This is a genomic window from Corallococcus sp. AB038B (genome assembly GCF_003668955.1).
Lineage (GTDB): Bacteria > Myxococcota > Myxococcia > Myxococcales > Myxococcaceae > Corallococcus > Corallococcus exiguus.
The window spans coordinates 180,232-202,542 of the sequence record NZ_RAWO01000011.1; the positions used below are offsets into that span (position 1 = coordinate 180,232).

The 22,311-nt window shown below is 70.0% G+C and carries 16 protein-coding genes and 1 riboswitch; of the genes, 11 read left to right on the plus strand and 5 right to left on the minus strand.

What is annotated here, in order from left to right:
• Positions 1–43: 43 nt before the first annotated feature.
• Positions 44–116, minus strand: a riboswitch (S-adenosyl-L-homocysteine riboswitch).
• 143 nt (positions 117–259) lie between these two features.
• The 4 genes from D7Y04_RS32450 (at position 260) to D7Y04_RS32465 (ending at position 6,363) form a co-directional block, all read left to right on the plus strand.
• The gene (locus tag D7Y04_RS32450; protein ID WP_121761791.1) at positions 260–1,567 is read left to right on the plus strand and encodes a S9 family peptidase; all 1,308 of its coding nucleotides are present in this window, start codon (positions 260–262) and stop codon (positions 1,565–1,567) included.
• A 10-nt stretch (positions 1,568–1,577) separates the two neighbouring features.
• A complete protein-coding gene (locus D7Y04_RS32455; protein WP_121761792.1) occupies positions 1,578–2,906 on the plus strand; it encodes an AHH domain-containing protein in 1,329 nt (442 codons plus the stop codon).
• 22 nt (positions 2,907–2,928) lie between these two features.
• Complete coding sequence (locus D7Y04_RS32460) at positions 2,929–3,495, plus strand: imm11 family protein (RefSeq protein WP_233601669.1); 567 nt, start codon at positions 2,929–2,931, stop codon at positions 3,493–3,495.
• A gap of 87 nt (positions 3,496–3,582) precedes the next feature.
• Positions 3,583–6,363 (plus strand): HAD-IC family P-type ATPase, encoded by a 2,781-nt coding sequence (locus D7Y04_RS32465; protein ID WP_121761793.1) that lies wholly within the window; start codon positions 3,583–3,585, stop codon positions 6,361–6,363.
• A 19-nt stretch (positions 6,364–6,382) separates the two neighbouring features.
• On the opposite strand, the gene D7Y04_RS32470 is transcribed toward D7Y04_RS32465, so the two are convergent.
• A complete protein-coding gene (locus tag D7Y04_RS32470; protein WP_121761794.1) occupies positions 6,383–7,906 on the minus strand; it encodes a glycosyltransferase in 1,524 nt (507 codons plus the stop codon).
• 227 nt (positions 7,907–8,133) lie between these two features.
• Between D7Y04_RS32470 and ppsA the strand changes: the two genes are divergently transcribed.
• Positions 8,134–10,470, plus strand: a complete 2,337-nt coding sequence (ppsA, locus tag D7Y04_RS32475) for a phosphoenolpyruvate synthase (protein WP_121761795.1) — start codon at positions 8,134–8,136, stop codon at positions 10,468–10,470.
• 7 nt (positions 10,471–10,477) lie between these two features.
• Here ppsA and D7Y04_RS32480 read toward each other — a convergent pair whose 3' ends face one another.
• Positions 10,478–12,976 carry a GAF domain-containing sensor histidine kinase gene (locus tag D7Y04_RS32480; RefSeq protein ID WP_121761796.1) on the minus strand — a complete coding sequence of 833 codons (2,499 nt, stop codon included), beginning with the start codon at positions 12,974–12,976 and terminating at the stop codon, positions 10,478–10,480.
• A 165-nt stretch (positions 12,977–13,141) separates the two neighbouring features.
• Between D7Y04_RS32480 and D7Y04_RS32485 the strand changes: the two genes are divergently transcribed.
• Complete coding sequence (locus tag D7Y04_RS32485) at positions 13,142–14,440, plus strand: universal stress protein (RefSeq protein WP_121761797.1); 1,299 nt, start codon at positions 13,142–13,144, stop codon at positions 14,438–14,440.
• Between the two features lie 18 nt (positions 14,441–14,458).
• Entirely contained in the window at positions 14,459–15,514 is a 1,056-nt protein-coding gene (locus D7Y04_RS32490) for an alcohol dehydrogenase catalytic domain-containing protein (RefSeq protein WP_120597320.1), read from the plus strand.
• A 6-nt stretch (positions 15,515–15,520) separates the two neighbouring features.
• Here D7Y04_RS32490 and can read toward each other — a convergent pair whose 3' ends face one another.
• Positions 15,521–16,180 carry a carbonate dehydratase gene (gene can, locus D7Y04_RS32495; protein WP_121761798.1) on the minus strand — a complete coding sequence of 220 codons (660 nt, stop codon included), beginning with the start codon at positions 16,178–16,180 and terminating at the stop codon, positions 15,521–15,523.
• 127 nt (positions 16,181–16,307) lie between these two features.
• On the opposite strand from can, the gene D7Y04_RS32500 reads away from it, so the two are divergent.
• Positions 16,308–17,618 (plus strand): hypothetical protein, encoded by a 1,311-nt coding sequence (locus D7Y04_RS32500; protein ID WP_121761799.1) that lies wholly within the window; start codon positions 16,308–16,310, stop codon positions 17,616–17,618.
• Positions 17,619–17,688: 70 nt separating this feature from the next.
• Here D7Y04_RS32500 and D7Y04_RS32505 read toward each other — a convergent pair whose 3' ends face one another.
• Positions 17,689–18,627, minus strand: a complete 939-nt coding sequence (locus D7Y04_RS32505) for a hypothetical protein (RefSeq protein ID WP_121761800.1) — start codon at positions 18,625–18,627, stop codon at positions 17,689–17,691.
• Between the two features lie 117 nt (positions 18,628–18,744).
• Between D7Y04_RS32505 and rraA the strand changes: the two genes are divergently transcribed.
• Positions 18,745–19,242: a ribonuclease E activity regulator RraA gene (rraA, locus tag D7Y04_RS32510; protein ID WP_120597316.1), complete on the plus strand. Its 498-nt coding sequence runs from the start codon at positions 18,745–18,747 to the stop codon at positions 19,240–19,242.
• Here rraA and D7Y04_RS32515 read toward each other — a convergent pair.
• Complete coding sequence (locus D7Y04_RS32515) at positions 19,217–20,161, minus strand: LysR substrate-binding domain-containing protein (protein ID WP_121761801.1); 945 nt, start codon at positions 20,159–20,161, stop codon at positions 19,217–19,219. The two genes, rraA and D7Y04_RS32515, sit on opposite strands and share 26 nt — an antisense overlap.
• 130 nt (positions 20,162–20,291) lie before the next feature.
• Between D7Y04_RS32515 and D7Y04_RS32520 the strand changes: the two genes are divergently transcribed.
• A complete protein-coding gene (locus D7Y04_RS32520; protein ID WP_121761802.1) occupies positions 20,292–21,761 on the plus strand; it encodes a catalase in 1,470 nt (489 codons plus the stop codon).
• Between the two features lie 15 nt (positions 21,762–21,776).
• The gene (locus D7Y04_RS32525; protein ID WP_120597313.1) at positions 21,777–22,310 is read left to right on the plus strand and encodes an ankyrin repeat domain-containing protein; all 534 of its coding nucleotides are present in this window, start codon (positions 21,777–21,779) and stop codon (positions 22,308–22,310) included.
• The last annotated feature ends 1 nt before the right edge of the window (position 22,311 follow it).

Here is a 22,311-nt window from a genome sequence, read left to right on the forward strand (position 1 = left end):
GGGCCCTGGAAAGAAAGGCCGCCTCACCCTCGCAAGAAACGCGTTCAGGTGAGCGCCGTTGGGTCAGTCGGCTTCGAGCCTGGGGCCGGAAAGGCCTCGCAACGCTCCTCGAAGTCGCGGGGGAAACTACGGGAAGGCGCCCTGAATTTCAAAGGGAGATTGCCTCGCTGGAGGCAGGCGGAAGTCGCACCTGGAGGTGTCCTGGCGCACAGAGGGAATTTCATGGATTCTTTGGATTCCATATTTCCCAGGAGTCCTGATGTCCGCCTTGCACCGGTCGCTGTGGGCGCTGACCGCACTCGCCGTTCTTCCCTCTGCGTGTGCCCACCGGGCGCCTTCGACGACGTCCCAGGTGAAGGACGTCGACTGGGACGTGCGCGAGTTCTACCGGCCCCCCTCCCCGCTTCCGAACGAGGCGCCCGGGTTCGTGCTCGACCACGAACCGCTCACGGGGCTGGCCGCGCTGGAGGGCACGAAGCTGAACGAGCGCGTGCTCTACCTGTCGAACAGCGGGGGACCGGGCGAGGCCCCCATCGCCGTGTCGGGCATCATCGCGGTGCCGGAGGGAGAGGAGCCCACGGGGGGCTGGCCCGTCGTGACGTGGGCGCACGGGACATTGGGCATCGCGGACAAGTGCGCGCCGTCGCGGGACGAGCTGGGCGCGTCCGCGCATTGGTACAATCAGGCCCCGCACCGGCTGCTCAACCAGTTCCTGAAGCAGGGCTGGGCCGTCGTCATGTCGGACTACGAGGGGCTGGGGACACCGGGACGGCACCCGTACCTGCTGGGCAACTCCCAGGCCTACGGCGTGCTGGACATCGTGCGCGCCGCGCATGCGCTGCATGGAAAGAAGCTGTCGAAGAAGTTCGCCATCGTGGGGCATTCGCAGGGCGGGCAGGCCGCGCTGTTCGCCGCGGCGAGGGCGCCCGAGCGGCTGAAGGATGACGGCCTGGAGCTGGTGGGGGTGCTGGCCTATGCGCCGGCTTCCGCCATGGAGGCGCTGTTCTACGCGGGCACTGCCCAGACGTCCGCGGGCCCGAACGCCGCGTTCATGCCCCTGTTCCTGACGGGCGCCATCGCGGGCAACCCCTCCGAGCTGACGCCGGAGAACCTCCTCCAGGCTGAAGCCCAGCGGTTGTACGCGTACGTCGACACGCAGTGCCGTACGGAGCTGAGCGAAGCAGGCTCCTGGGGCGGCTTCGTTCCGGCGGGGAAGGTGCTCAAGTTGACCGCGCCCGTGTTGAAGCTGAACGCCCAGCTCCGCGCGATGGAGCCGGGCGCGCTGACCGTCACCACGCCCGTGCGGCTCGTCCAGGGTGGACAGGACGAGCGCGTCAACCCCGCCCAGACCGCGCTCGTGAGCACGGGGCTCATCAGCAAAGGGGCCCAGGTGGAGTACGTCGGGTGCCCCGTGGCGGATCACTTCGGCGTGCTGGGGGATGACATTCCCGGCACCCTGGCCTGGCTGAAGCAGCGGCTCACCGGAGAGGCGCCCTCGGAGCCGGTGCTCAGCTCCTGCCAGCGCGTCGATCCGCCGCCCGGGACGCCCTCGTCCCCGGCCCGCTGATCAGATCGTCATGGCAATCACACACATACAGAGCCACTGGCAATGGGTGGGAGCTGTCGCGTTGTTGTTTCTTGTGGGAGGGTGTGCGACCACTCGTGTTGTCCACGTGGATGTTGGAGACGGCAGACAGGTGGTTCACGAGTCCCTGGATGTGGATCCGGTCCAGGTGAGTGAGGACGAGTTCATGGCGGCCCTCACGCAGCTCATCCTGGACATGCGAATGGACGTTGCCTTCCGCGAGACGGATGCGGCCGACCAGCGAGGGTGGGTGCGGTCCAGGGCCCTGCTCGCGTCCTCGAAGGGACTCGCGGACGCTGGCTCGGGCAGCTCACCTGAATCGCTGTACGCGCGCATCTGCCCTGACGGGGACGACTGCTTGACCCTGGTGGGCGGGACGGGGCTGACGTTCTCGCGCAAGGACCGGACGGTGATGGCGCTCTCGTTCGCCCTCGACACGGTGTGGGAGAGCGTCGAGGTCGAGGTCGGCAAGGTGCTGAATCCGGTGGTGCTCAAGGCCATGGTGACCTCGGCCGCCCTGACCGTGCTCCTCACGATGACGCTGCCCGAGCCTGTCACCAAGGTGCTTGCGGTTGCGTTGACGGCTGCGATGGTGGCCTACCTGGGCATCGTGCCGGTCTGGGAGATTGGCCGGGGCTTCGTGCGACTCTGGGACGAAGCGGAGACAGCAACGAGCGTCATCGAGTTGCAGGACATCGGACATCGCTTCGGCAAGGTGCTCGGGACCAACGGAACGCGTGTCCTGGTGCTGCTCGTCACAGCGGCCCTCGGTGGGAAGAACGCGATGGCGGCCCAGGGGCCCAGGCTCCCGGGCTTCTCCCAGGCCGCACTTCGCGCGCAGGCAGAAGGTGGATTCGGGCTCGCGGCTGCTATGAACGGCGGAGTGGGCTCAATCTCCTTGCCTGCTGCCGGTGTGCTCAACGTGACGCTGGCTCCGGGAGCTGTGGCGGCACTGGCGATGTACGGAGAGGGGCGGTTTCCCGGTGACGAGAAGGGGCCTGTTCATCACATCTGCACGAACAAGAACCCCATCTCCGATGCTACAGGCGGTCCTTGGACGCCACGATGCGAGAAGATTTTCAAGAAGGCCGGAATGACGCTCGAAGATGCCTCGAACAAGGTGCGGCTCAAGGGACACGAGGGGCCTCACCCTGAGAGCTACCATACAGAGGTGCTTCAGCGCCTTAATCATTCCGTTTCACGCTGCCGGACGACTGAGACCTGTCGGGCCAGTTTGATGGAGGAGCTTGCGAAGATAGCCAATGAGCTTCTGACGTCGGACTCTCCGTTGCGGCGTCTCATTGTGAAGGGGGAGGGCTGAGATGGAGCGGTATTTTTATTGGGTGAGACTTGCCGATGTGCCGCATTGGCTCCTTGATACGCCGACACGGTACTCAGGCGAAGCTTTTGACGAGCCTTGGATGTTTGTAGATGGTCGCACCCTCCCCGACCCTGGCCCCCTCAAGGCGCAGGTCGCCCATCCTGGCACCAAGCGAGACTTTGTATTCTCTTCGATTGAAGAAACGCCCACCGTCAGTGAAGCCGTTGCGAACGTCTTCAAAACACTGGCTCCCGGTGACGTGCAGCTTTTCCCGGTGTCCATTGAGGGAGATGCCGACCCGTTCTTCGTCGTCAATGCCACCAAGGTGATCGATTGCATCGACGAGGCACGGTGCCGGGAGGTGCATCACTACGACGAGGACGCCCATCCTCCTGAGTTTGAAGGGGAGTACAACTGGATCTACGGAGTGCGAATCGACCCCTCGAAGACCGAGGGCGCCCATGTCTTCCGGCTGAAGAAGTTCAAGACCGCGTTCATCGTCTCGGAAGACGTCAAGAACGCCCTCGAAGCGGTCGGAAACCTGGGGGTGTCGTTCGAGCGAGTAACGGGCCCGGCCGAGGACAGATGACCGGCGCGCGTGGGAGCGCCCGGTGTCCTGCGCGGCATGACTCGCCTCCCGCTGACCCGTGGCCAGCTTCCCCAGGGGAGGCATGCCATGCAGGAGCCGTCACAGCCGAGGAAGCAGGCAGGGCTTCGCGCCCCCGACGCGCCTTCCGTCCCCTGGCATGCGCTCCTCCCGGACGCCGTGCTGGAACGGCTTTCCAGCGCGCCCCAGGGGCTGACGGAGGAAGCGGCCCGGGAACGGCTCGCGCGCCATGGTCCCAATGTGCTGGAGCGCTCGCGGCCGGACAGCGCGTGGAAGCTCTTGTGGCGGCAGATCGACAGCCCGCTCATCTGGGTCCTCATCGCTTCCGCGGGCCTGGCCATCCTGCTGGGCAAGGTGACCGACGGGCTCGTCGTGGCCGCGGTCGTGGTCCTCAACACCCTCATCGGCTTCGTGCAGGAATACCGCGCGGGCCGGGCCATCGAGGCGCTCAACCACATGGTGCCGGAGACCGCGCAGGTGCTGCGCGACGGACACCTGCTGGCGCGGCCCGCGGCGGAGCTCGTTCCCGGTGACGTCGTGCAGCTCGCTTCGGGGGACCGCGTGCCCGCGGACCTGCGCCTCTTGCGCTCCCGCAACTTCCAGGTGGAGGAGGCCGCGCTCACCGGAGAGTCCGTCCCGTCGAGCAAGCACGTCGCGGCTGTGGCCGAGGACGCGGAGCTGGGGGACCGGGCGAGCCTTGCCTTCGGCGGCACGCTGGTGACGTCCGGCACGTCCACCGCCGTCGTCGTCGCCACGGGCAGCGCCACGGAGCTGGGCCGCATCTCGCATTTGATGGAGCAGGCCGCGGACCTCAGCACTCCGCTTACTCGGGAGCTGGCCCGGCTGGGCCGCGTCATCAGCGCGGGCATCGTCGTGCTGTCCGCCGTGCTGCTCGGGGTGGGCATGTTCCGGGGGTATGCCTTCAGCGACGCGGTGCTGGTGGCCATCACCCTGGCGGTGGCCGCCATCCCGGAAGGCCTGCCCGCAATCGTCACCATCGCCCTGGCCATTGGCGTGCAGCGCATGGCGTCCCGCCGCGCCGTCATCCGCAAGCTGCCCGCCGTGGAGACCCTGGGCAGCACGACCGTCATCTGCACGGACAAGACCGGCACCCTCACCCGCAACGAGATGACCGTGCAGGCGCTGTGGACCTGGCGCGGGCACTACGCGCTCACCGGCGTGGGCCACTCCCCCCTGGGAGATCTGCTTCGCGCGGGGCGCCCCCTGGACGTGCCGCCCGACGACGTGCGCACGCTGCTCGTCGCGGGCGTGCTCTGCAACGAGGCCGACCTCCAGCCCCGGGAGGGACGCTGGGGCATGACGGGCGACCCCACGGAGGGCGCGCTGCTCTTCGCCGCGAAGAAGGCGGGCCTGGGCGTGACGGAGCTGCGCGAGCGCCATCCCCGCCTGGACGCCATCCCCTTCGAATCCGAGCACCAATTCATGGCCGCGCTCCACGCGGGCGACCCGGAGCACTCCGAGCTCTTCATGAAAGGTGCCCCGGAAGTCGTGCTGCGCCGCTGCGGACCGGAGACAGACCGGGACGCCGTGCTGGCGGAGGTGGAGCGCATGGCGAGGCAGGGGCTGCGCGTGCTCGCCTTCGCGCGCAAGCACATGTTCCGCGCGGACGCGCTGCGGCCCCAGGACGTGGAGGACGGCTTCGCGCTGCTGGGCCTGCAGGGGATGATCGACCCGCCCCGCGAGGAGGCCGTGGCCTCCGTGAAGGCCTGCCACGCCGCGGGCATCCGCGTGAAGATGATGACCGGGGACCATCCGGGCACGGCGGAGGCCATTGGCCTTCAACTGGGGCTCCACGCGCCAGGACATCCGGGCCTCACCGGCGCGCGCCTGTCCGGCATGAGCGACGCGGAGTTGGCCGTGGCGGTGAACGACACGAACGTGTTCGCGCGCCTGGCCCCCGAACACAAGCTGCGGCTGGTGCGCGCGCTCCAGACACAGCGGCACGTGGTGGCGATGACGGGTGACGGCGTCAACGACGCGCCCGCGCTCAAGCAGGCGGACATCGGCGTGGCCATGGGCATCACCGGCACGGCCGTGTCCCGAGAGGCCGCGGACCTGGTGCTGACGGACGACAACTTCGCCACCATCGTCGCCGCCGTCGAGGAGGGCCGCCGTGTCTATGACAACCTGATCAAGTCGCTCGCCTTCGTGCTGCCCACCAACCTGGGGCTCGCCCTCATCCTCATGCTGGGCGTGACGTTCTTCCCCCTGCAGGAGTCCGGCGGCGTGCGCGAACCGCTGCTGGCCATGCGCCCCACGCAGCTGTTGTGGATCAACCTGGTGGCCACCGTCACCCTGGCGCTGCCCCTGGCCTTCGAGGCGAAGGAGCGCCACGTCATGCGCCGGCCACCCCGCTCGCCGGACACACCCGTCCTGAGCCACTTCGTGGTGATGCGCACCGGGCTCGTCGCGCTGCTGATGGCGGCGGGCGCCATCGGCCTGTTCCTCTGGGAGTTCACGCGCCAGGGCGGCACCCACGGCGTCCCCAACGCCTGGGCCCTGGCCGAGGCGCGCACCATGGCCGTCAACACCGTGGTCAGCTTTCAAATCTTCTACCTGTGGCTGTGCCGCACGTTGACGGGCTCCACGCGCGAGGTGGGCTTCGCGAGCAACCCCACCGTGTTCGTGGGCATCGCCGCGCTGGTGCTGCTCCAGGCCGCGTTCATGTACGTGCCCTTCTTCCAGCGCCTCTTCGGCTCCGCGCCGCTGTCGCTGGGGGACATCGCGCGGTCGGTGCTGGTGGGCGCCTGCGTGCTGCCCGTCGTGGGCCTGGAGAAGTGGCTGCGCTCGCGGCGGCGGGAGGTGGGCCGACGCGTGAGCGCCACCTGACCGCGGCCTTTGACGGGACTCATCCGCCGCGAGCCTCCGGGCGGATGTCCAACCTCCGCAGCAGGGACGCGAAGTCGGAGAGGTGGCGGACGGCGGTGAAGCGGGCGCGCACCTGCTCGTGGGCCTGGGTGCCCAGGCGGGCCGACAGTCGCGGATCCTCCAGGAGCCTCCGCACCGCTGAGGCGAACTCCGGCAGGCTGTCGGGGTCGCGCACGAGCAGTCCCTCCACCTCGTGGTGCACCTGGTCCTGGATGCCACCCACCGCGCTCGCCACCACGGGCCGGGACTTCCACATGGCCTCCGTGACGGTGAGCCCGAAGCCCTCCTTCAGGCTCTTCTGCACCACCACGCCCGCATGCCGCTGGAGCGCGTTGACGATGGCTGCGTTCTCCTCCGGGTCCACCATGGGCAGGCAGGCCAGGTGGACGCGCTGGCGCAGGAAGCGCGGCTGCTCGCGCCACGCCGCGACGACGGACTCGAACGTGGCCGCACCTTCTGGATCATCCGCGACGGACGTCACCGAGGGGCCCGCGAGGACCAACTCCGCGCGCAGGCAGGGCGACTGCTTCAAGAGCAGCGCGAAGCCCCGCAGCACGCCCACCGGGTCCTTCAGCGGATCCCACCGCGACACCTGCACCACCAGCGGCACGTCCGGCGCGGGCGCGACCCCCAACCGCACGATGTCCGCCCCGCGCGCCACCCGGGCCGGCACCCCGTCCATCCGGGTGAAGACGGGCGCGGGGAGGTCCGGCGAGCGGCCCACCAGCCCGACGTGGCCCAGGATGGCGCTCGCGACGGCGGGTTCGAGGGGCTGGTTCTTCACCGCGAAGATGTCGATGGAGGGCTGGATGACGACCGCCCGGTCCGCCAGCATCGGCGGCACGTAGGCGGCCCGGGAGAAGACCGCGAGCCGCGCGGCGGCCAGCCCCGGCGCAAGGAATGCCCACGCCCGCTCCACCTCCTCGTTGGGCACGTCACACCCGATGTGGCAGCGCCACACCACCTGGGCACCCATGGCGGCGAGCGCCGGCGCCAGTCCCGCGGTCTGCGGGTCGTGCAGCAGGACCACGTCGCCCGGACGGATGAGCACGAGCAGCTCCTCCGCGTTGTCGCGAAGCACGTCCTCGTAGCAGGCGCGCTCCCCGGGCCCCAGCGCGGAGCCATCTCCCCGAGAGCCGTGCAGCGCGTGGTGCAGCCGCTTGGTGATGTGGAAGAAGCCGGGCGTGCCCCGCATCACCATCCACCGCGTGTCCACGCCCGCCCCTCGCGCATAGGCGAGCAGCCCGGGCAGCATCTCCGCCACCCCGCCGCCCCGGGCCGTGGAGTTCACGTTCCAGAACGTGCGGCCTCTCATGCGCTCCCGGCCCTGCTCCGCGTGGGACTGGAGTGACGCCCATTCCGCCGCCGTGAGCCCCGGCCGGAAGCAGTCCAGCGAGCTGGCCTGAACGTGGACCTCGAAGGGCTTGAGCAGGGAGTCAGCGATGTCCGCGCGAGCGGCCTCCGGAACCTGCTCCAGGGAATCGGTTGCGACGACGCTGTCCATGGCCCTTCCCCCTCGGGGTCCTTGCACGCGGAACGTTTGGGGCCGGGACTCGCGGGCGCAAGGCTTGGGGGACGGCGGCGGGCGGGCACGCACGGGGCCCTTCTCCCGCCAGCGGCGGCCTGCGGTCCGATTGCGCAGGGCCCAGCTTCGAAGGAGCGCGGACACGTGGCCCCGCTCGCGACCCATGGGACGAGGCCCCCCTCCTCGCCGCGCCAGGAGCCCCGACCATGGACCCGTCCCTCTCCCAGGAGCCACCCGCCCAGACGCCGGAAGCGCAACCGGCCCCGCCTCCCTCCATCCTCTGGTTCGACGCCCTGTCCCGGGAGGACGTGGACCAGGCCGGAGGCAAGGGCGCCAATCTGGGCGAGCTGACCCGCGCCGGGCTGCCCGTGCCTCCCGGCTTCGTCATCACCGCCTCCGCCTTCCATCACGCCATGGAGTCCGCGCGCCCCCGGCTGCAGGAGCTGTGGAAGCGCGTCGACCCGGACGACCCCAGGTCACTCGCCGAGCACACGGAGGCCCTGCGCGGCGTGGTGCTCCAGGCGCCGCTGCCGGACTGGCTGCGCATCTACATCCTCGCCGCGTACCACCAACTGAGGGAGTGCAACGCGGTGGCGGTGCGCTCGTCCGCCACCGCGGAGGACACCGCCACCACGTCGTTCGCGGGCATGCACGAGTCGTTCACCAACGTGGCGGGCGACGACGCGCTCATTGACCGGGTGCGCGCGTGCTGGGCATCCGCCTATGGCGAGCGCGTGGTGGCCTACCGCAAGGCACAAGGGCTCACGGAGGAGCCGGAGATCGCCGTGGTGGTGCAGGCCATGGTGGACTCGGCGCGCGCGGGCGTCATGTTCACCATGGACCCCGCCAGCGGCAATCCGCAGCACGTCGTCATCGAGGGCGCCTTCGGCCTGGGGGAGGTCGTCGTGGGTGGCCAGGTGGAGCCCGACACCTACGTCGTGGACCGCATGGGCCCCCGGCTGCTGGAAGCGCGCGTGGGCGAGAAGGCCTTCCGGATGGTGCGCGACGGCGTGGGCCGGGAGAAGCGCGAGGACCTCACGCAGGAGCAGGCCCGCGCGCGCGTGCTCACGGACGTGGAGGTGCTGGAGCTGACGCGCCTGGGGCTGCGCGTGGAGCGGCACTACGGCGAGCCCCAGGACATCGAGTGGGCGGAGCAGGAGGGCCGCTTCTACCTGGTCCAGTCACGCCCCGTGACGACCACGGTGGGCGGCCCAGAAGAGCGCCCCGCGTCCGCCGAGCCCTCGGGACGAACGCTCGTTGCCGGCCTCGGCGCGTCCCCCGGCATCGCGTCCGGCCGCGTGCGCGTGCTGCGCGAGGCACGGGAGGGCTCGCGACTGGAAGGCGGTGAAATCCTCGTGGCGCCCATGACCTCTCCGGACTGGGTGCCCACGCTGCGGCGCGCGGCGGCGGTCATCACCGACAGCGGCGGCATGACATGCCACGCGGCCATCGTCAGCCGGGAGCTGCGCAAGCCCTGCGTGGTGGGCACGCGCACCGCCACCAAGGTCCTGCGCGATGGCGAGGAGGTCACCGTCGATGGCGCCACCGGCACCGTGCGCGAAGGCCGCGCCGCGGAGGTGCCATCGGCCACGTCCTCCAGGGCGCAGGGCCCCCAACAGCAGACGACCCTGGGGCCGGAGGCGCTGGGCACCCGGCTCTACGTGAACCTGGCCCTGCCAGGCCAGGCCCAGGAGGCGGCGGCGCTTCCAGTGGACGGCGTGGGCCTGCTGCGGGCGGAGTTCATGCTCACCGAGGCCCTGGGCGGCGTGCACCCGCGCAAGCTCATCGCCGAGGGCCGGAGCCGCGAGTTCGTGGAGCGGATGTCCGGCGCGCTCCTGAGCATCACCCGCGCCTTCCGGGGCCGCCCGGTCGTGTACCGCACCACGGACTTCCGCACGAACGAGTTCCGGGGACTGGAGGGCGGGAGCGACTTCGAGGCCACCGAATCCAACCCGATGATTGGCTTCCGGGGCTGCTACCGCTACCTGCGCGAGCCCGAGGTGTTCCAATTGGAGCTGGAGGTCCTCGCCCGCGTGCGAGAGGAGACGCCCAACCTCCACCTGATGATTCCCTTCGTGCGCACGGCGTGGGAGCTGGAGGCGTGCCTGGAGGCCGTGGACGCAAGCCCGCTGGGACGCCAGCGTGGGCTGGAGCGCTGGGTGATGGCGGAGGTGCCCTCCGTCGTCTACCGCATCCCCGAGTACGCACGGATGGGCATCACCGGCGTGTCGATTGGCTCCAATGATCTGACCCAGCTGATGCTGGGCGTGGACCGGGACTCGGAGCTGTGCGCGGAGCTGTTCGACGAGGAGGACGCGGCGGTGCTGGACGCCATCGTCCGCATCATCCAGGCCAGCCGCGCCGCCGGCATCACGTCGTCCCTCTGCGGCCAGGCGCCTTCGAACCGTCCGTCGTTCGCGGAGCACCTGGTGCGCGCGGGCATCACGTCCCTCTCCGTGGATCCAGGGGCCGTCGGCGCCACCCGGGCGGTCGTCGCGGCGGCGGAGCGGCGGCTGCTGCTGGAGTCCGCCCTGCGCCGGTAGCGCGGCGTCAGACGTGCGCGCAGGTCTGCGCTCCGGCGGGCCACGCCGCCGGGAGCGTGAAGGAGAACGTGCTCCCCCTGCCGTGCGTGGTCTCCACGCCCACCTGCCCGCCATGGGCCATCACCAGGCCCTTCACGATGGTGAGCCCCAGCCCCGCGCCCTCCTTGCGCTTCGGCCCTGCCTGCCAGAAGCGCTCGAAGATGTGCGGCAGGTCCTCCGCTGGAATGCCGGGGCCCGTGTCGCTCACCAGGAAGCGGACCTGCCCCGCCTCTGGCTGGACGCGCAGGGTGATGCAGCCCCCCTCGGGCGTGAACTTGAACGCGTTGCCCAGGAGGTTGGCCAGGATTTGAGGCACGCGCTCCCGGTCCGCCAGGACGCAGGGCAGGTCCTCCGGAACGTGGGCCACCAGCCGGAGCGACTTCGCCTCCGCGAGCGCGCGGTGCTGCTCCACGGTCTCCTGGATGAGCGGCGCCACCGCCAGGGGCTCTCGCTCCACCGACAGGACGCCCCCTTCCATCCGCGCCACGTCCAGCAGGTCCTGGATGAGCCGGTTCGCCCGATGGACGGACTTCTGGAGGGTGTCCAGGTGCCGCCGGGTGCCGTCCCCGGAAGGCAGTGCCCTCTCCAGCATGCCGGCGCTGAGCTGGATGACGTTGAGCGGGGCGCGCAGGTCGTGGGCCACGATGCGCAGGACCTCGTCGCGCATGCGGCTGGCCTGCTCGGACCTTTCGAACAGGCGGGCGTTGTCCAGGGCGAGCGCCGCGCGGCGGGCCAGCTCCTCGGCCTGGGCCAGCTCCCGAGGCCCGTAGCGGCGTCCGGAGCCATACGTCGCGAGGATGAGGGCCCCCAGGTTGCGCTCCCGGCTGCGCAGCGGCACGACGATGACCGACCGGAGCCCCAGCAGGCGAAGCTGTTCCAGGTGCCCGGCGTCCAGCGCGGCCGTCTCGAGCACCTCCGGTGGGACCTCGGGCAGCAGCACCGACTCGCCCGTGCGCAACACGAAGGCGACGATGCCCGCCGGGGGGAAGGGGTTCGGCCCGTACGCCGTGGTCAGCGCCTTCAGCCGCGCCGCTGTCCCTGGCTCCTGGGCCGCGCTCTCCACCTGCTGGAGGCGTCCGTTCCTGTCCAGGCTGGCCGCCACGCACCCGTCCGCCAGCGCCGGCACGGCGAGCGTCGCCACCGTGGCCAGCGTCGTCTGGGACGCCAGCGACGCCGCGAGCCGCGGGCCCACGTCCGCCAGGAAGCGCGACGCCTGCTCCAGCTCCTCCCGCTCCGTGATGTCCTGCATCTGCGAGATGAAGTGGATGGGTCTTCCCCGCGGGTCGCGCACCACCGTGCCCCACACGATGACGGCGATGCACCGGCCGTCCTTGCGGATGTAATGCTTCTCCCGCTGGAAGGAGTCGATTTCGCCACGGCGCATCCGCGCGGCGTTCTCCTGGTCCACCGACAGGTCCTCCGGCACGGTGAGGTCCTGGAACGACCGGCTGATCAGCTCCTCGCGCGAGTAGCCGACCAGTTCGCAGAGCGCCGCGTTGACGTGGAGGAAGCGGCCCTGCAGGTCCACCAGCGCCATGCCCGTGGGGGCCCCATCGAACGAGGTCCGGAAGCGCTCCTCGCTCAGACGCAGCACGTCCTCCGCCCTGCGCCGGCTCGCGTCCAGCCGGGAGAGGGTGTTCGCGTTCCAGAAGGACACGGCGAGGAAGGCGGCCATGGTCACGAGCACGAAGAGCGACGTGCCCGCGGCCGTCCCATAGAGCCCCAGCCGCTCGCCCAGGAGCCGGACGGCCCCTGTCGCGGGCACGACGAGCAGGGCCGCCAGCAAAAGCCTCCGCGCCGAGTGGCCTCCCAGGTCGTCGCTCAGCAGCGCGTGCATCAGCCCCCGCTCCGGATGGACGGAGAGGATTCCAACCGACAGCGGCAGCAGGGCCAGCGCCATGGGAAGGCCCAGCAGCGTGCCGGGCCCTTCCGCCGTGTGCAGCGGTGCCAGCCCGAACCGGTGCTCCTGGTACAACCCGCCGATGAGGCTCCACGTCGCGAGTGTCGCGGTGAGCAGGGCCAGCCACCGCGCGGGGTGCCACCCCTGGCGCGTGCGGACATGCAGCATCCCGAGCGACAGCCCCGTGAGCAGCAGGCCCACCCCGCTTCCCGCGGCATGCCGGACGAGCACCTCGCTCCCCAGGAGGAAGATCACCGCCGCCAGGCTCCACCCCACCGCGCGCCGCCACCCGCGCGCCGTCTCCGCATGGAGCAGCCAGAGCGCGCCCCCCGCCGCGATGAGCCCCCAGGCGTCGACAGGTGACGGCAAGCCGTCTTTGTTCGCGACGGGATTCGGAACGGCCAGGAGCCAGCCGCACAGCATGAGCGCGCCCACCAGGACCGCGAACATGCTCGCCACGGGCACGGACATCGCGAGCACGCGCGCGAGCCGCGGCGGTCCCCCTGGACGGGCGCGCGCAACGTCCAGAGGCCAGGACAGGCGGCTGACCGGAACAGGGATTCGCATGGCACCCCTGAGAGAACCTGGGGTCCGGCGCGGGGCCCGGCAATGCGTCCTGCCTCCATGGGCGACAGGAAACCGCGAGCGGCCCGGCACACGCCGCGCCTCCTCCCTTCCTCCACGGCGGGTGGTGCGGCGCGGTGACTACGTTCAAGCCAGGGGGAGGCCGACATGAACATCGCGTGCACCACCAATTTCTCGGACGCCTCCCGGCGCGCCTGCGACACAGCGGCCCTGCTCGCCCGGCGGATGGGCGCCTCGCTGCTCGTGGTGCATGCCCTGCCGGGCAACGTGGCGCGGACGTTTGGTGAGCGCGCTCGAGAGGCCGTGCAGGGCGCGCTCCAGGAAGAAGCGCGGAGGCTGGAGACCCTGTCTGGAGTCAGCGTCGAGCCCGTCGTGCTCACCGGGGAGGCGGAGAAGACCCTGAGCGCGCTGGTGACCGAGCGCGACCTGAAGCTGGTGGTGTCCGCGGCGCCTCGCGAGGAGACGCCCTTCCTGGGCCTGGGCGGCACGGTCGACCGGATGGCGCAGGCGCTGACCGTGCCCTTCCTGGTGGTTCGCGAAAGCGAAGCGCTGGAGGCGTGGGCGCGCGGCGAGCGGCCCCTGCGGGTGATGGTGGGCCTGGATCGCTCGCGCCCCTACGAGGTCGCGCGGGATTGGGTGAAGGCGCTCTCCCACTTCGGGCCGCTGGAGGTGGTGGGCGGCCGCATCTTCTGGGTCTCCGAGGAGGCGAAGCGGCTGGGGCTGGTGCACCCGCGCAGCTACAAGGACGTGTCGCTGGACCTGCGGGAGGCGTTGGAGCGGGAGGCGGATTCGCTGCTGGAGCCGCTGCGCATGCCCGGCGTGACGGTGCGGGCGCGGCTGGAGCCGGGGCTGGGCCGCGTCGCGGACCACCTGGTCGCGCTGGCCGAGGAGGAGCACGTGGACGTGCTGGTGGTGGGCACGCACCACCGCAAGGCGCTCGCGCGGTTGTGGAGCGTGTCGCAGCATGCGCGGCGGTTGGCCTCCATGTCCGTGGTGAGCGTGCCGGTGCTCACCGCCGAGCAGGGCGCGGTGAAGGAGCCGCCTCGGGTGCGCGCGGTGCTGGCCACCACGGACTTCACGGAGCCAGGGGACCGCGCCGTCGCCTACGCCTTCGCGCTCACGCCGCCCGGGGGCACCGTGCACCTCTTGCACGTGGAGCCCGCGGACGCGTCACCCGAGGCCGTCCAGGCCGCCCGCCGCCAGTTGGAACTCCGAGTGCCCGAGTCGGAGCAGGAGGGGCGGCACAAGGTGGAGCTGTCGGTGCTGAAGGGCGATGACGTGGCGGGGGTCATCACCCAGGCCGCGGAGCGCTACTGCGTGGACCTGCTGTGCCTGGGCACGCACGGCCGCACGGGAGTGAGCCGCGCGGTGCTGGGCTCGGTGGCGCAGCAGGTGATGGCCCGCAGCGACCGACCCGCCGTGACGGTGCGCATGCCGCGCGCCTGAAGACAGACGAGGTGAGCCATGAAGGCAACCGTGTTCCAAGGCACCCAGAAGCTGGGCGTGGAAGAGGTGGAGCGGCCGAAGGCGGGCGCGGGCGAAGCCATCGTCAAGGTGACGCTCACCACCATCTGCGGCACCGACGTGCACATCCTGCGCGGCGAGTACCCGGTGAAGCCTGGCCTCACCGTGGGCCATGAAATGGTGGGCGTCATCGACGAGCTGGGCCCGGGCGTCACGGGCTACCAGGTGGGGCAGCGCGTGCTGGTGGGCGCCATCACGCCGTGCGGTCAGTGCCGGGGCTGCCTCTCCGGGCACGCGTCCCAGTGCGGCCACGGCCAGGGCCTGGAGGCGGCGGGAGGCTGGCGGTTGGGCAACACGATGAACGGCGTGCAGGCGGAGTACGTGCGCGTGCCCTTCGCGCAGGCGAACCTGGCCCCCATTCCGGACGAACTGAAGGACGAACAGGTGCTGCTGCTGGCGGACATCGCATCCACGGGCTTCAGCGGCGCGGAGTCCGGCGGCGTGAGGATTGGAGACGCGGTGGTGGTGTTCGCGCAGGGGCCCATTGGCTTGTGCGCCACCGTGGGGGCGCGTCTCATGGGTGCGTCGCTGGTGATTGGCGTGGACGGGGACGAGGCGCGTCTGGCCATGGCGCGCAAGCTGGGCGCGGACGTGGTGCTCGACTTCCGGAACCAGGACGTGGTGGCGGAGGTGAAGCGGCTCACCGGCGGCGGCGTGGACGTGGCCATCGAGGCGCTGGGCACGCAGCAGACCTTCGAGAGCGCGCTGCGCACGCTCAACCCCGGCGGCACACTGTCCAGCCTGGGCGTGTACTCCGGGAAGCTGCAGATGCCCTACGACGCCTTCGCGGCGGGGCTCGGGGACCACCGCATCGTCACCACGCTCTGCCCGGGCGGCAAGGAGCGCATGCGGCGCCTGATGGAGGTGGTGCGCGCGAAGCGGGTGGACCTCACGCCGCTCTTCACGCACCGCTTCCAGCTCAAGGACATCCGCGACGCGTATGAGCTGTTCAGCCAGCGCAAGGACGGCGTGCTCAAGGTCGCCATCCGGCCTTGAGCAGGCTTACGGTGCCGCCGCGTAGCGCGCGAGGCTTGAGTGCAGCTTCGCGGCCAGCTCGTCCGGGCCGCTGAGCGTGAGGCCCAGGTCATGGACGAGGCCGTCCTCCACGCTGTAGACCCACCCGTGCACGGTGAGCGGCTGTCCGCGCTCCCACGCGTCCTGCACGATGGTCGTCTGACACACGTTCTGCACCTGCTCCAGGACGTTCAGCTCGCCCAGCCGGTCGTGCCGCTCATGGGGCGGGAGTGATTCAGGCAGGAGCCGCTCGTGCTTCTGGTGCACGTCCTGCACGTGGCGCAGCCAGTTGTCCGCCAGCCCCACCCGCTTGCGCTCCATCGCCGCGCGCACGCCGGAGCAGCCGTAGTGGCCACAGACGATGACGTGCCGCACGCGCAAGAGGTCGATGGCGAACTGCAACACCGACAGCGCGTTGAGGTCGGTGTGCACGACGACGTTGGCGATGTTGCGATGGACGAACAGGTCGCCGGGCATCAGGTTGACGATCTGATTCGGTGGCAGGCGGCTGTCGGAGCAGCCAATCCACAGGTACTCGGGCGACTGCTGGCCGGCCATCTTCCGGAAGAAGTCGGCATCCTTCTCCACCATGGAGGCGGCCCACTCGCGGTTGTTCTGGAACAGCACGTCCAGCGTCCGGTCGGTCATCCCCTGAGTCTAACGAGCCGGCAGTGCCCTCCGGCGGCGTTTTCCTCGCCGCCCGAGAATATGCGCGCGGCCCGGCGTACTCCCCCTGCAGGCGGCCTTCGCCGCTGGCTTGTTCAGGGGGACCCCCATGCTGCAACACCTGCTTCGCTTCCCGCGGCTTCTTCCCTTCGTGGCGGCCTCCGTCCTGGCCGCCTGTGGCGGTTCGGAGGATGACCCCGGCGACGGCCCCGGGCCCGGCGGCCCCTGCGTCCGGAACATCTCCAGCAACCTCACCACCGCGACGACCTGGGAGCCGGGCACGCAGCAGTGCACCTACGCGGTGACGGGCGTGGTGGAGGTGAGTGGGGCCCTCACCCTGGCGCCGGGCACGGTGGTGCGCTTCGGGCCGGACGCGGGCCTGCTCATCATGCCCACGGGGTCCCTCAACGCGGTGGGCACGGAAGCCGCGCCCATCACCTTCACGGGGACGACGGCCACGCCGGGCTTCTGGAAGGGGCTCGCGTTCAAATCCAACACCTCCGCGAACGCGCTGGAGCACGTGGTCATCTCCTACGCGGGCAGCGAGGACGCCTTCTGCTGTGACTACTTCCATGGCCCCGCCGGCAGCCTGGAGGTCCGGGCCGCCGTGGTGGTGGGCTCGCTGCTCCAGGACTCCGTCAGCCAGGTGCGCATCGCGAACACCACGGTGGAGAAGAGCGGGACGCTGGGCCTCTTCGCCTTCAACCGGTCGCGGCTGCCGGGCTTCTCGAAGAACCTCTTCCGGGGGAACCTGGGCGCGCCCGCCACCGTGAGCCTGTCCATCGCGAGCGCACTGGATGGAGCGACCGTCTACTCCGGCAACAGCGCCACCAACCCGGCGGCCAACGGCGACAACACCGTCCACCTGCTGGCGGCGCCGGAGGGTGACCTGGCGATAGCCCAGACGTTGCACAAGCTGGACGTGCCCTATGGCGTCTCCACCGGCATCCCGGACACCATCGTGGAGTACTCGGGCGCGCTCACCGTGGAGCCAGGGGTGCGGCTCCAGTTCGAGGCGAAGTCCGGGCTCCGCATCACGGAGACGGGCTCCCTGGTGGCGCGGGGCACGGCGGCGGACCCCATCGTGTTCACGGGCCGGACGGAGACGCCGGGCTACTGGAAGGGCATCGCCATCCGCTCCCTGGACGCGAACAACGTCATCGCCCACGCGAGGGTGAGCCACGGCGGCTCGGACCCCTTCTGCTGCGACGCCTTCACGAACGCGGGCGACATCCAGGGCAACATCGTCCTGGGTGGCAGCGCGGGCCGGGGCCGGTTGCAGCTCTCCGACTCGCTCGTGTCACAGGGCACGGGATGGGGCGTCTTCGTCTTCAAGAACTCCACCTTCACCCCGAGCGCCAACACCTACGACGGCAACACCGGCACCGTGGGCTACGAGAGTCCCCCCTTCGCGCCCTGAAGCCGCGCCTCCAACGCGGCCTCAGGGGCCGCGTGCCGTTCCAGCGAGGAACGGCGCGCGGCGGTGGGTGTTACTGCGGCGAGAACGTGCCGTTGCGGACGTCGCCGTAGATGCTTGGTGACGAACCGCCCGAGAAAACCGCGTTCGCGGTAAATGGAAAGGACTGCAACAGCGGATATCCTTCCGAGTCCACTCCGATGGAGATCGGCTGGGGATTCAGCTCGAACCGGGCGTGCTGCTCGACGTTCTCCAGGAGGATCGTCCCCAGGAAGGTGGCGGACGGGCCAGAGGAGTACGCCCCCATGAAGAGGTTCATCGAACGACCCTGGAGAGCGGGGACGAACTGCTGCATCACCACCGCCGGGACCGCGCCTCCCAGTTGGAAGGTCACGGGCGACGTCTGGATCTGTACGTCCTTCGTGCTGTACTCGTTCGACCGCGTGACCGTCGCGGACTCGAAGCTGATGACGAAGGGGATGCTCTTTTCGCTCAGTTCCGTGAAGATGTCCGGAGGAGCGCCGGGAGGGGGCTGGTAGCGAGGCCCGAAGTCAATGGTTCCGGAGATCCAACCGCCAGAGTCCACGCTGATGCCCACGTCGGCAGTGGCGTCTCCCGGCACCTTGAAGAGGAAGCGCACCGGGCGCGTCTCCCCCTCGCCCAGGGTGAACGCCATCGGGTTCGGCGACACCAGCGTGACGGGCACCGTGACGCCCGGCGCGTCCGTGCGCTCCACGTGCCATTCACCGTTCATCTGGATGGAATACGTCCCCGCCATGAGCGGCAGCATCACCGACTCCGCGGACGTATCCGTGATGGTCGCGTTCTGCGGCCCCGTGATGGCGAACGTCGCGCCCACCAGCTTGTAGCTGCGCCCCGCCGACGTCGACACCAGCGGCAGCTCCAGCAGTCCCTCGCCCTCGCGAATCACGGGCGTGGACGATTCAGACACCTCACCACACGCAAGCGCCAGCAACGCAATCGCGCTCACGAACCACTTCAGCCTTTGCATGAACTTCCCCCTCAGGAAGGCGCCGACGATAGGATTTCGAACATTGCACGGTCAAGGCAAGCGGACCCACACGCGCAATCACAGCCATACCCGGCCGGCGCGTGCATCCTACGGATCATGAGCGACACCCCTGACATCAAAACCGCCGACCTCTGTGACGCCTACTCGGGAACTCCGCAATTCCAGATTGCTGAGCCGGGATTCCTGGACTACGGCGGGCGCCGGAGTTTTTCCGGACCCATCAGCACCGTGCGCGCGCCAGAGGACAACTCCCTCGTGCGCAAGGCATTGGAGGAACCGGGACTGGGCCGCGTGCTGGTGGTGGATGGAGGAGGCAGCCGCCGCTGCGCGCTCGTGGGTGACGTGCTCGCGGCCCTGGGTCAGAAGAACGGCTGGGCGGGCGTGGTGGTCAATGGCTGCATCCGCGACGCGGAGGAGGTGGGCCGCACCGACCTCGGCGTGAAGGCGCTGGGGACCCACCCACTCAAGAGCGGCAAGCGCAACGAGGGCCAGCTCGACGTGGAGGTCCGCTTCGCGGGCGTCACCTTCGTTCCCGGCCACCACCTCTACGCGGACGCGGACGGCATCGTCATTTCGCAGAAGGCCCTGCGCTGACCTTCGCCTTCCCCGCTCCGGGCCACACGGAGCGCAGCGTCCCCGCGATGGCGCGCAGCGCTTCGGCCCGGGGATGCCCCGGACGCCAGGCCAGCGCGAGCGTCCGGCCCGGCCCCGGAGGCGCGAAGGGCCGCACCACCAGTTGCCCCCGCCGGTTCTCCATGGACACCGCCAGCTGGGGCAACAGCGTGACGCTGCCCACCGCCATCACCATTTGCGCGAGCGTCGTCAGGCTGGTGGCTCGGTAGTCCACCTCGCGCGCGCCCACGCGCGTGCACAGGGCCAGGGTCTGACTGCGGAAACAGTGCCCGTCCTCCAGCAGCATCACGTCCTCTTCATCCAGGTCGCGCAGCTGCACGTGCTTCTTCTTCTCCAGCGGATGCCCTGGCGGTGCCGCCACGACGAAGGGATCCTCCGCGATGACCACGTGCTCCACCTGGCGCCCCAGCTCCGCGTCCACCGCGAGCAGCGCCGCGTCCAGCCGGCCCTCGTCCATGTCGCGCATCAGGAGCGCCGTCTTCTCCTCGCGCAGCCGCAGCTGGAGCTTCGGGTAGTGCTTCACCAGCGCGGGCACCACCTCCGGCAACACATAGGGCGCCACCGTGGGGATGGCCCCCAGGTGCAGCGGCCCCGCGAACGGGTCGCCCATCCGCGCCGCCGCCTTGAGGATGTCCTCGGCCTCTGTCAGCACCCGCCGCGCCCGCGCCACCAGCTCCGTGCCCTCGGGAGTGATCATCACCCGGCGCGCGTCCCGCTCGAACACCTTCACGCCGAGCACCGACTCCAGCTGTTGAATCTGCGCGCTCAGCGCAGGCTGGGAGACGTGGCATCGCTCGGCCGCCCGCCGGAATCCCAGCGTGTCCGCTACCGCCACCAGGTACTCCAATTGCCGCAGGGTGATGTCGTTCAGCGAGGCCATGGTCCCTCCTGGAAGCGATAGGCCCTACCTATCACTCCCATCCAAACGATGTCTTGGCCCAATCAGGGGGACCTCTCTACCTTTCCCCGCGTCGAAGTGCCCCGAAGGCCTCACGCAAAGGAAAGCGTCCATGTCCCAGCGTCCCACCCTGACCACCGAAGCCGGCGCGCCGGTCTCTGACAACCAGCACTCGCAGACGGCCGGCCCCAACGGTCCGGTGCTGCTGCAGGACCACCATCTGCTGGAGAAGCTGGCCCGCTTCAACCGCGAGCGCATCCCGGAGCGCGTGGTGCACGCGGTGGGCTCCGGCGCCTACGGCACCTTCGAAGTCACCCAGGACATCACCCGCTTCACCCGCATGAAGGTCTTCAGCGCGGTGGGCAAGAAGACGGAAGCATTCCTGCGCTTCTCCACCGTGGCGGGCTCCAAGGGCGCGCCGGACACCGCCCGTGACCCGCGAGGCTTCGCGGTGCGCTTCTACACGGAGGACGGCAACTGGGACCTCGTGGGCAACAACACGCCGGTGTTCTTCCTGCGGGACGGCATCAAGTTCCCGGACTTCATCCACTCGCAGAAGTACCACCCGTACACGAACTGCCAGGAGCCGGACAACGTCTGGGATTTCTTCTCCTACTCACCGGAGGCCACGCACCAGTTCACCTGGCTCTTCGGGGACCGGGGCATCCCCGCGACGCTGCGCCACATGGATGGCTTTGGTTCGCACACCTTCCAGTGGGTGAACGCGGCGGGCGAGCGCTTCTGGGTGAAGTTCCATTTCAAGACGGACCAGGGCATCCGCACCCTCACCACGCCGGAGGCGGAAGTCATTGGCGGCAAGGACCCGCAGCACCACCAGCGCGACCTGTACCAGGCCATCGACCGGGGCGAGTTCCCCTCGTGGACGCTCAAGGTGCAGGTGATGCCGGAGGCGGACGCCGCGAACTACCGCTTCAACCCGTTCGACCTGACCAAGGTGTGGCCGTACAAGGACTACCCGCTGATGGAGGTGGGCAACCTCACCCTCAATCGCAACCCGGAGAACTTCTTCTCGGAGGTCGAGCAGGCGGCGTTGGATCCGGCGCACTTCGTGCCCGGCATCGGCCCGTCCCCGGACCGGATGCTCCAGGCGCGCCTGTTCGCCTACGGCGACGCGCACCGCTACCGGCTGGGCATCAACAGCACGCACCTGCCGGTGAACTCGCCCAAGGGTGTGAAGGGCGGCGCGCGCAACTACGGCCGTGACGGCGCCATGCGCTTCGACGGCAACGGCGGGCGCGGCCCCAACTACGAGCCCAACAGCTTCAACGGCCCCGCGCAGACGGACGAGGGCTACGGCACGGGCTACGCGGTGAGCGGCATGACGGGCACCTTCGCGCACGGCAAGCACGCCGAGGACACCGATTACGTCCAGGCCGGCGCCCTCTACCGGCTGATGGACGAGGCGGCGAAGGCCCGACTGGTGGAGAACATCTCCGGCAGCCTGGCGCAGGTGAGTCGGGAGGACATCATCACCCGGGCAGTCGCCCACTTCCGCGCGGCGGATGAGGAGTATGGTTCGCGTATCGCCGTCGCCGTCCAGCAGAAGCGCCGCGCTCGCTAGGAAGGAACACCGCCCATGAGCCCCCCGAACGATCCGAAGAATGCATCCCCGTCCGCCGAGGACGCCGCCCTGCTGGACTTCGTGCGAAGCGCCTTCACGCTGGTCCGCGCGGGGGACGCCGGCAAGCTGCGCGAGATGCTCGACGCCGGGCTTCCCGTAACCGTTCGCAATGAGCGAGGCGACTCCCTGCTGATGCTGGCCAGCTACTACGGCCACGTGGACGCGACGCGCCTGCTGCTGGAGCGCGGCGCGGATCCGGCGCAGCCCAACGACGCGGGCCAGACGCCTCTCGCCGGCGCGGCCTTCAAGGGCAACGAGGCCATCGCCACGGTGCTCCTGGACGCGGGCGCGGACGTGGACGGCACGGGCCCGGACGGCCGCACGCCGCTGATGTTCGCGGCCATGTTCGACAAGCTGGAGATGATGGAGCTGCTGATCCAGCGCGGCGCGGACCACCGGGTCCGGGACGCGGACAAGCGCACCGCGCTGGACTACGCGCGCTCCATGGGTGCGGCGCGCGCGGCCGAGCGGCTGGATCCGAAGCCCTGAG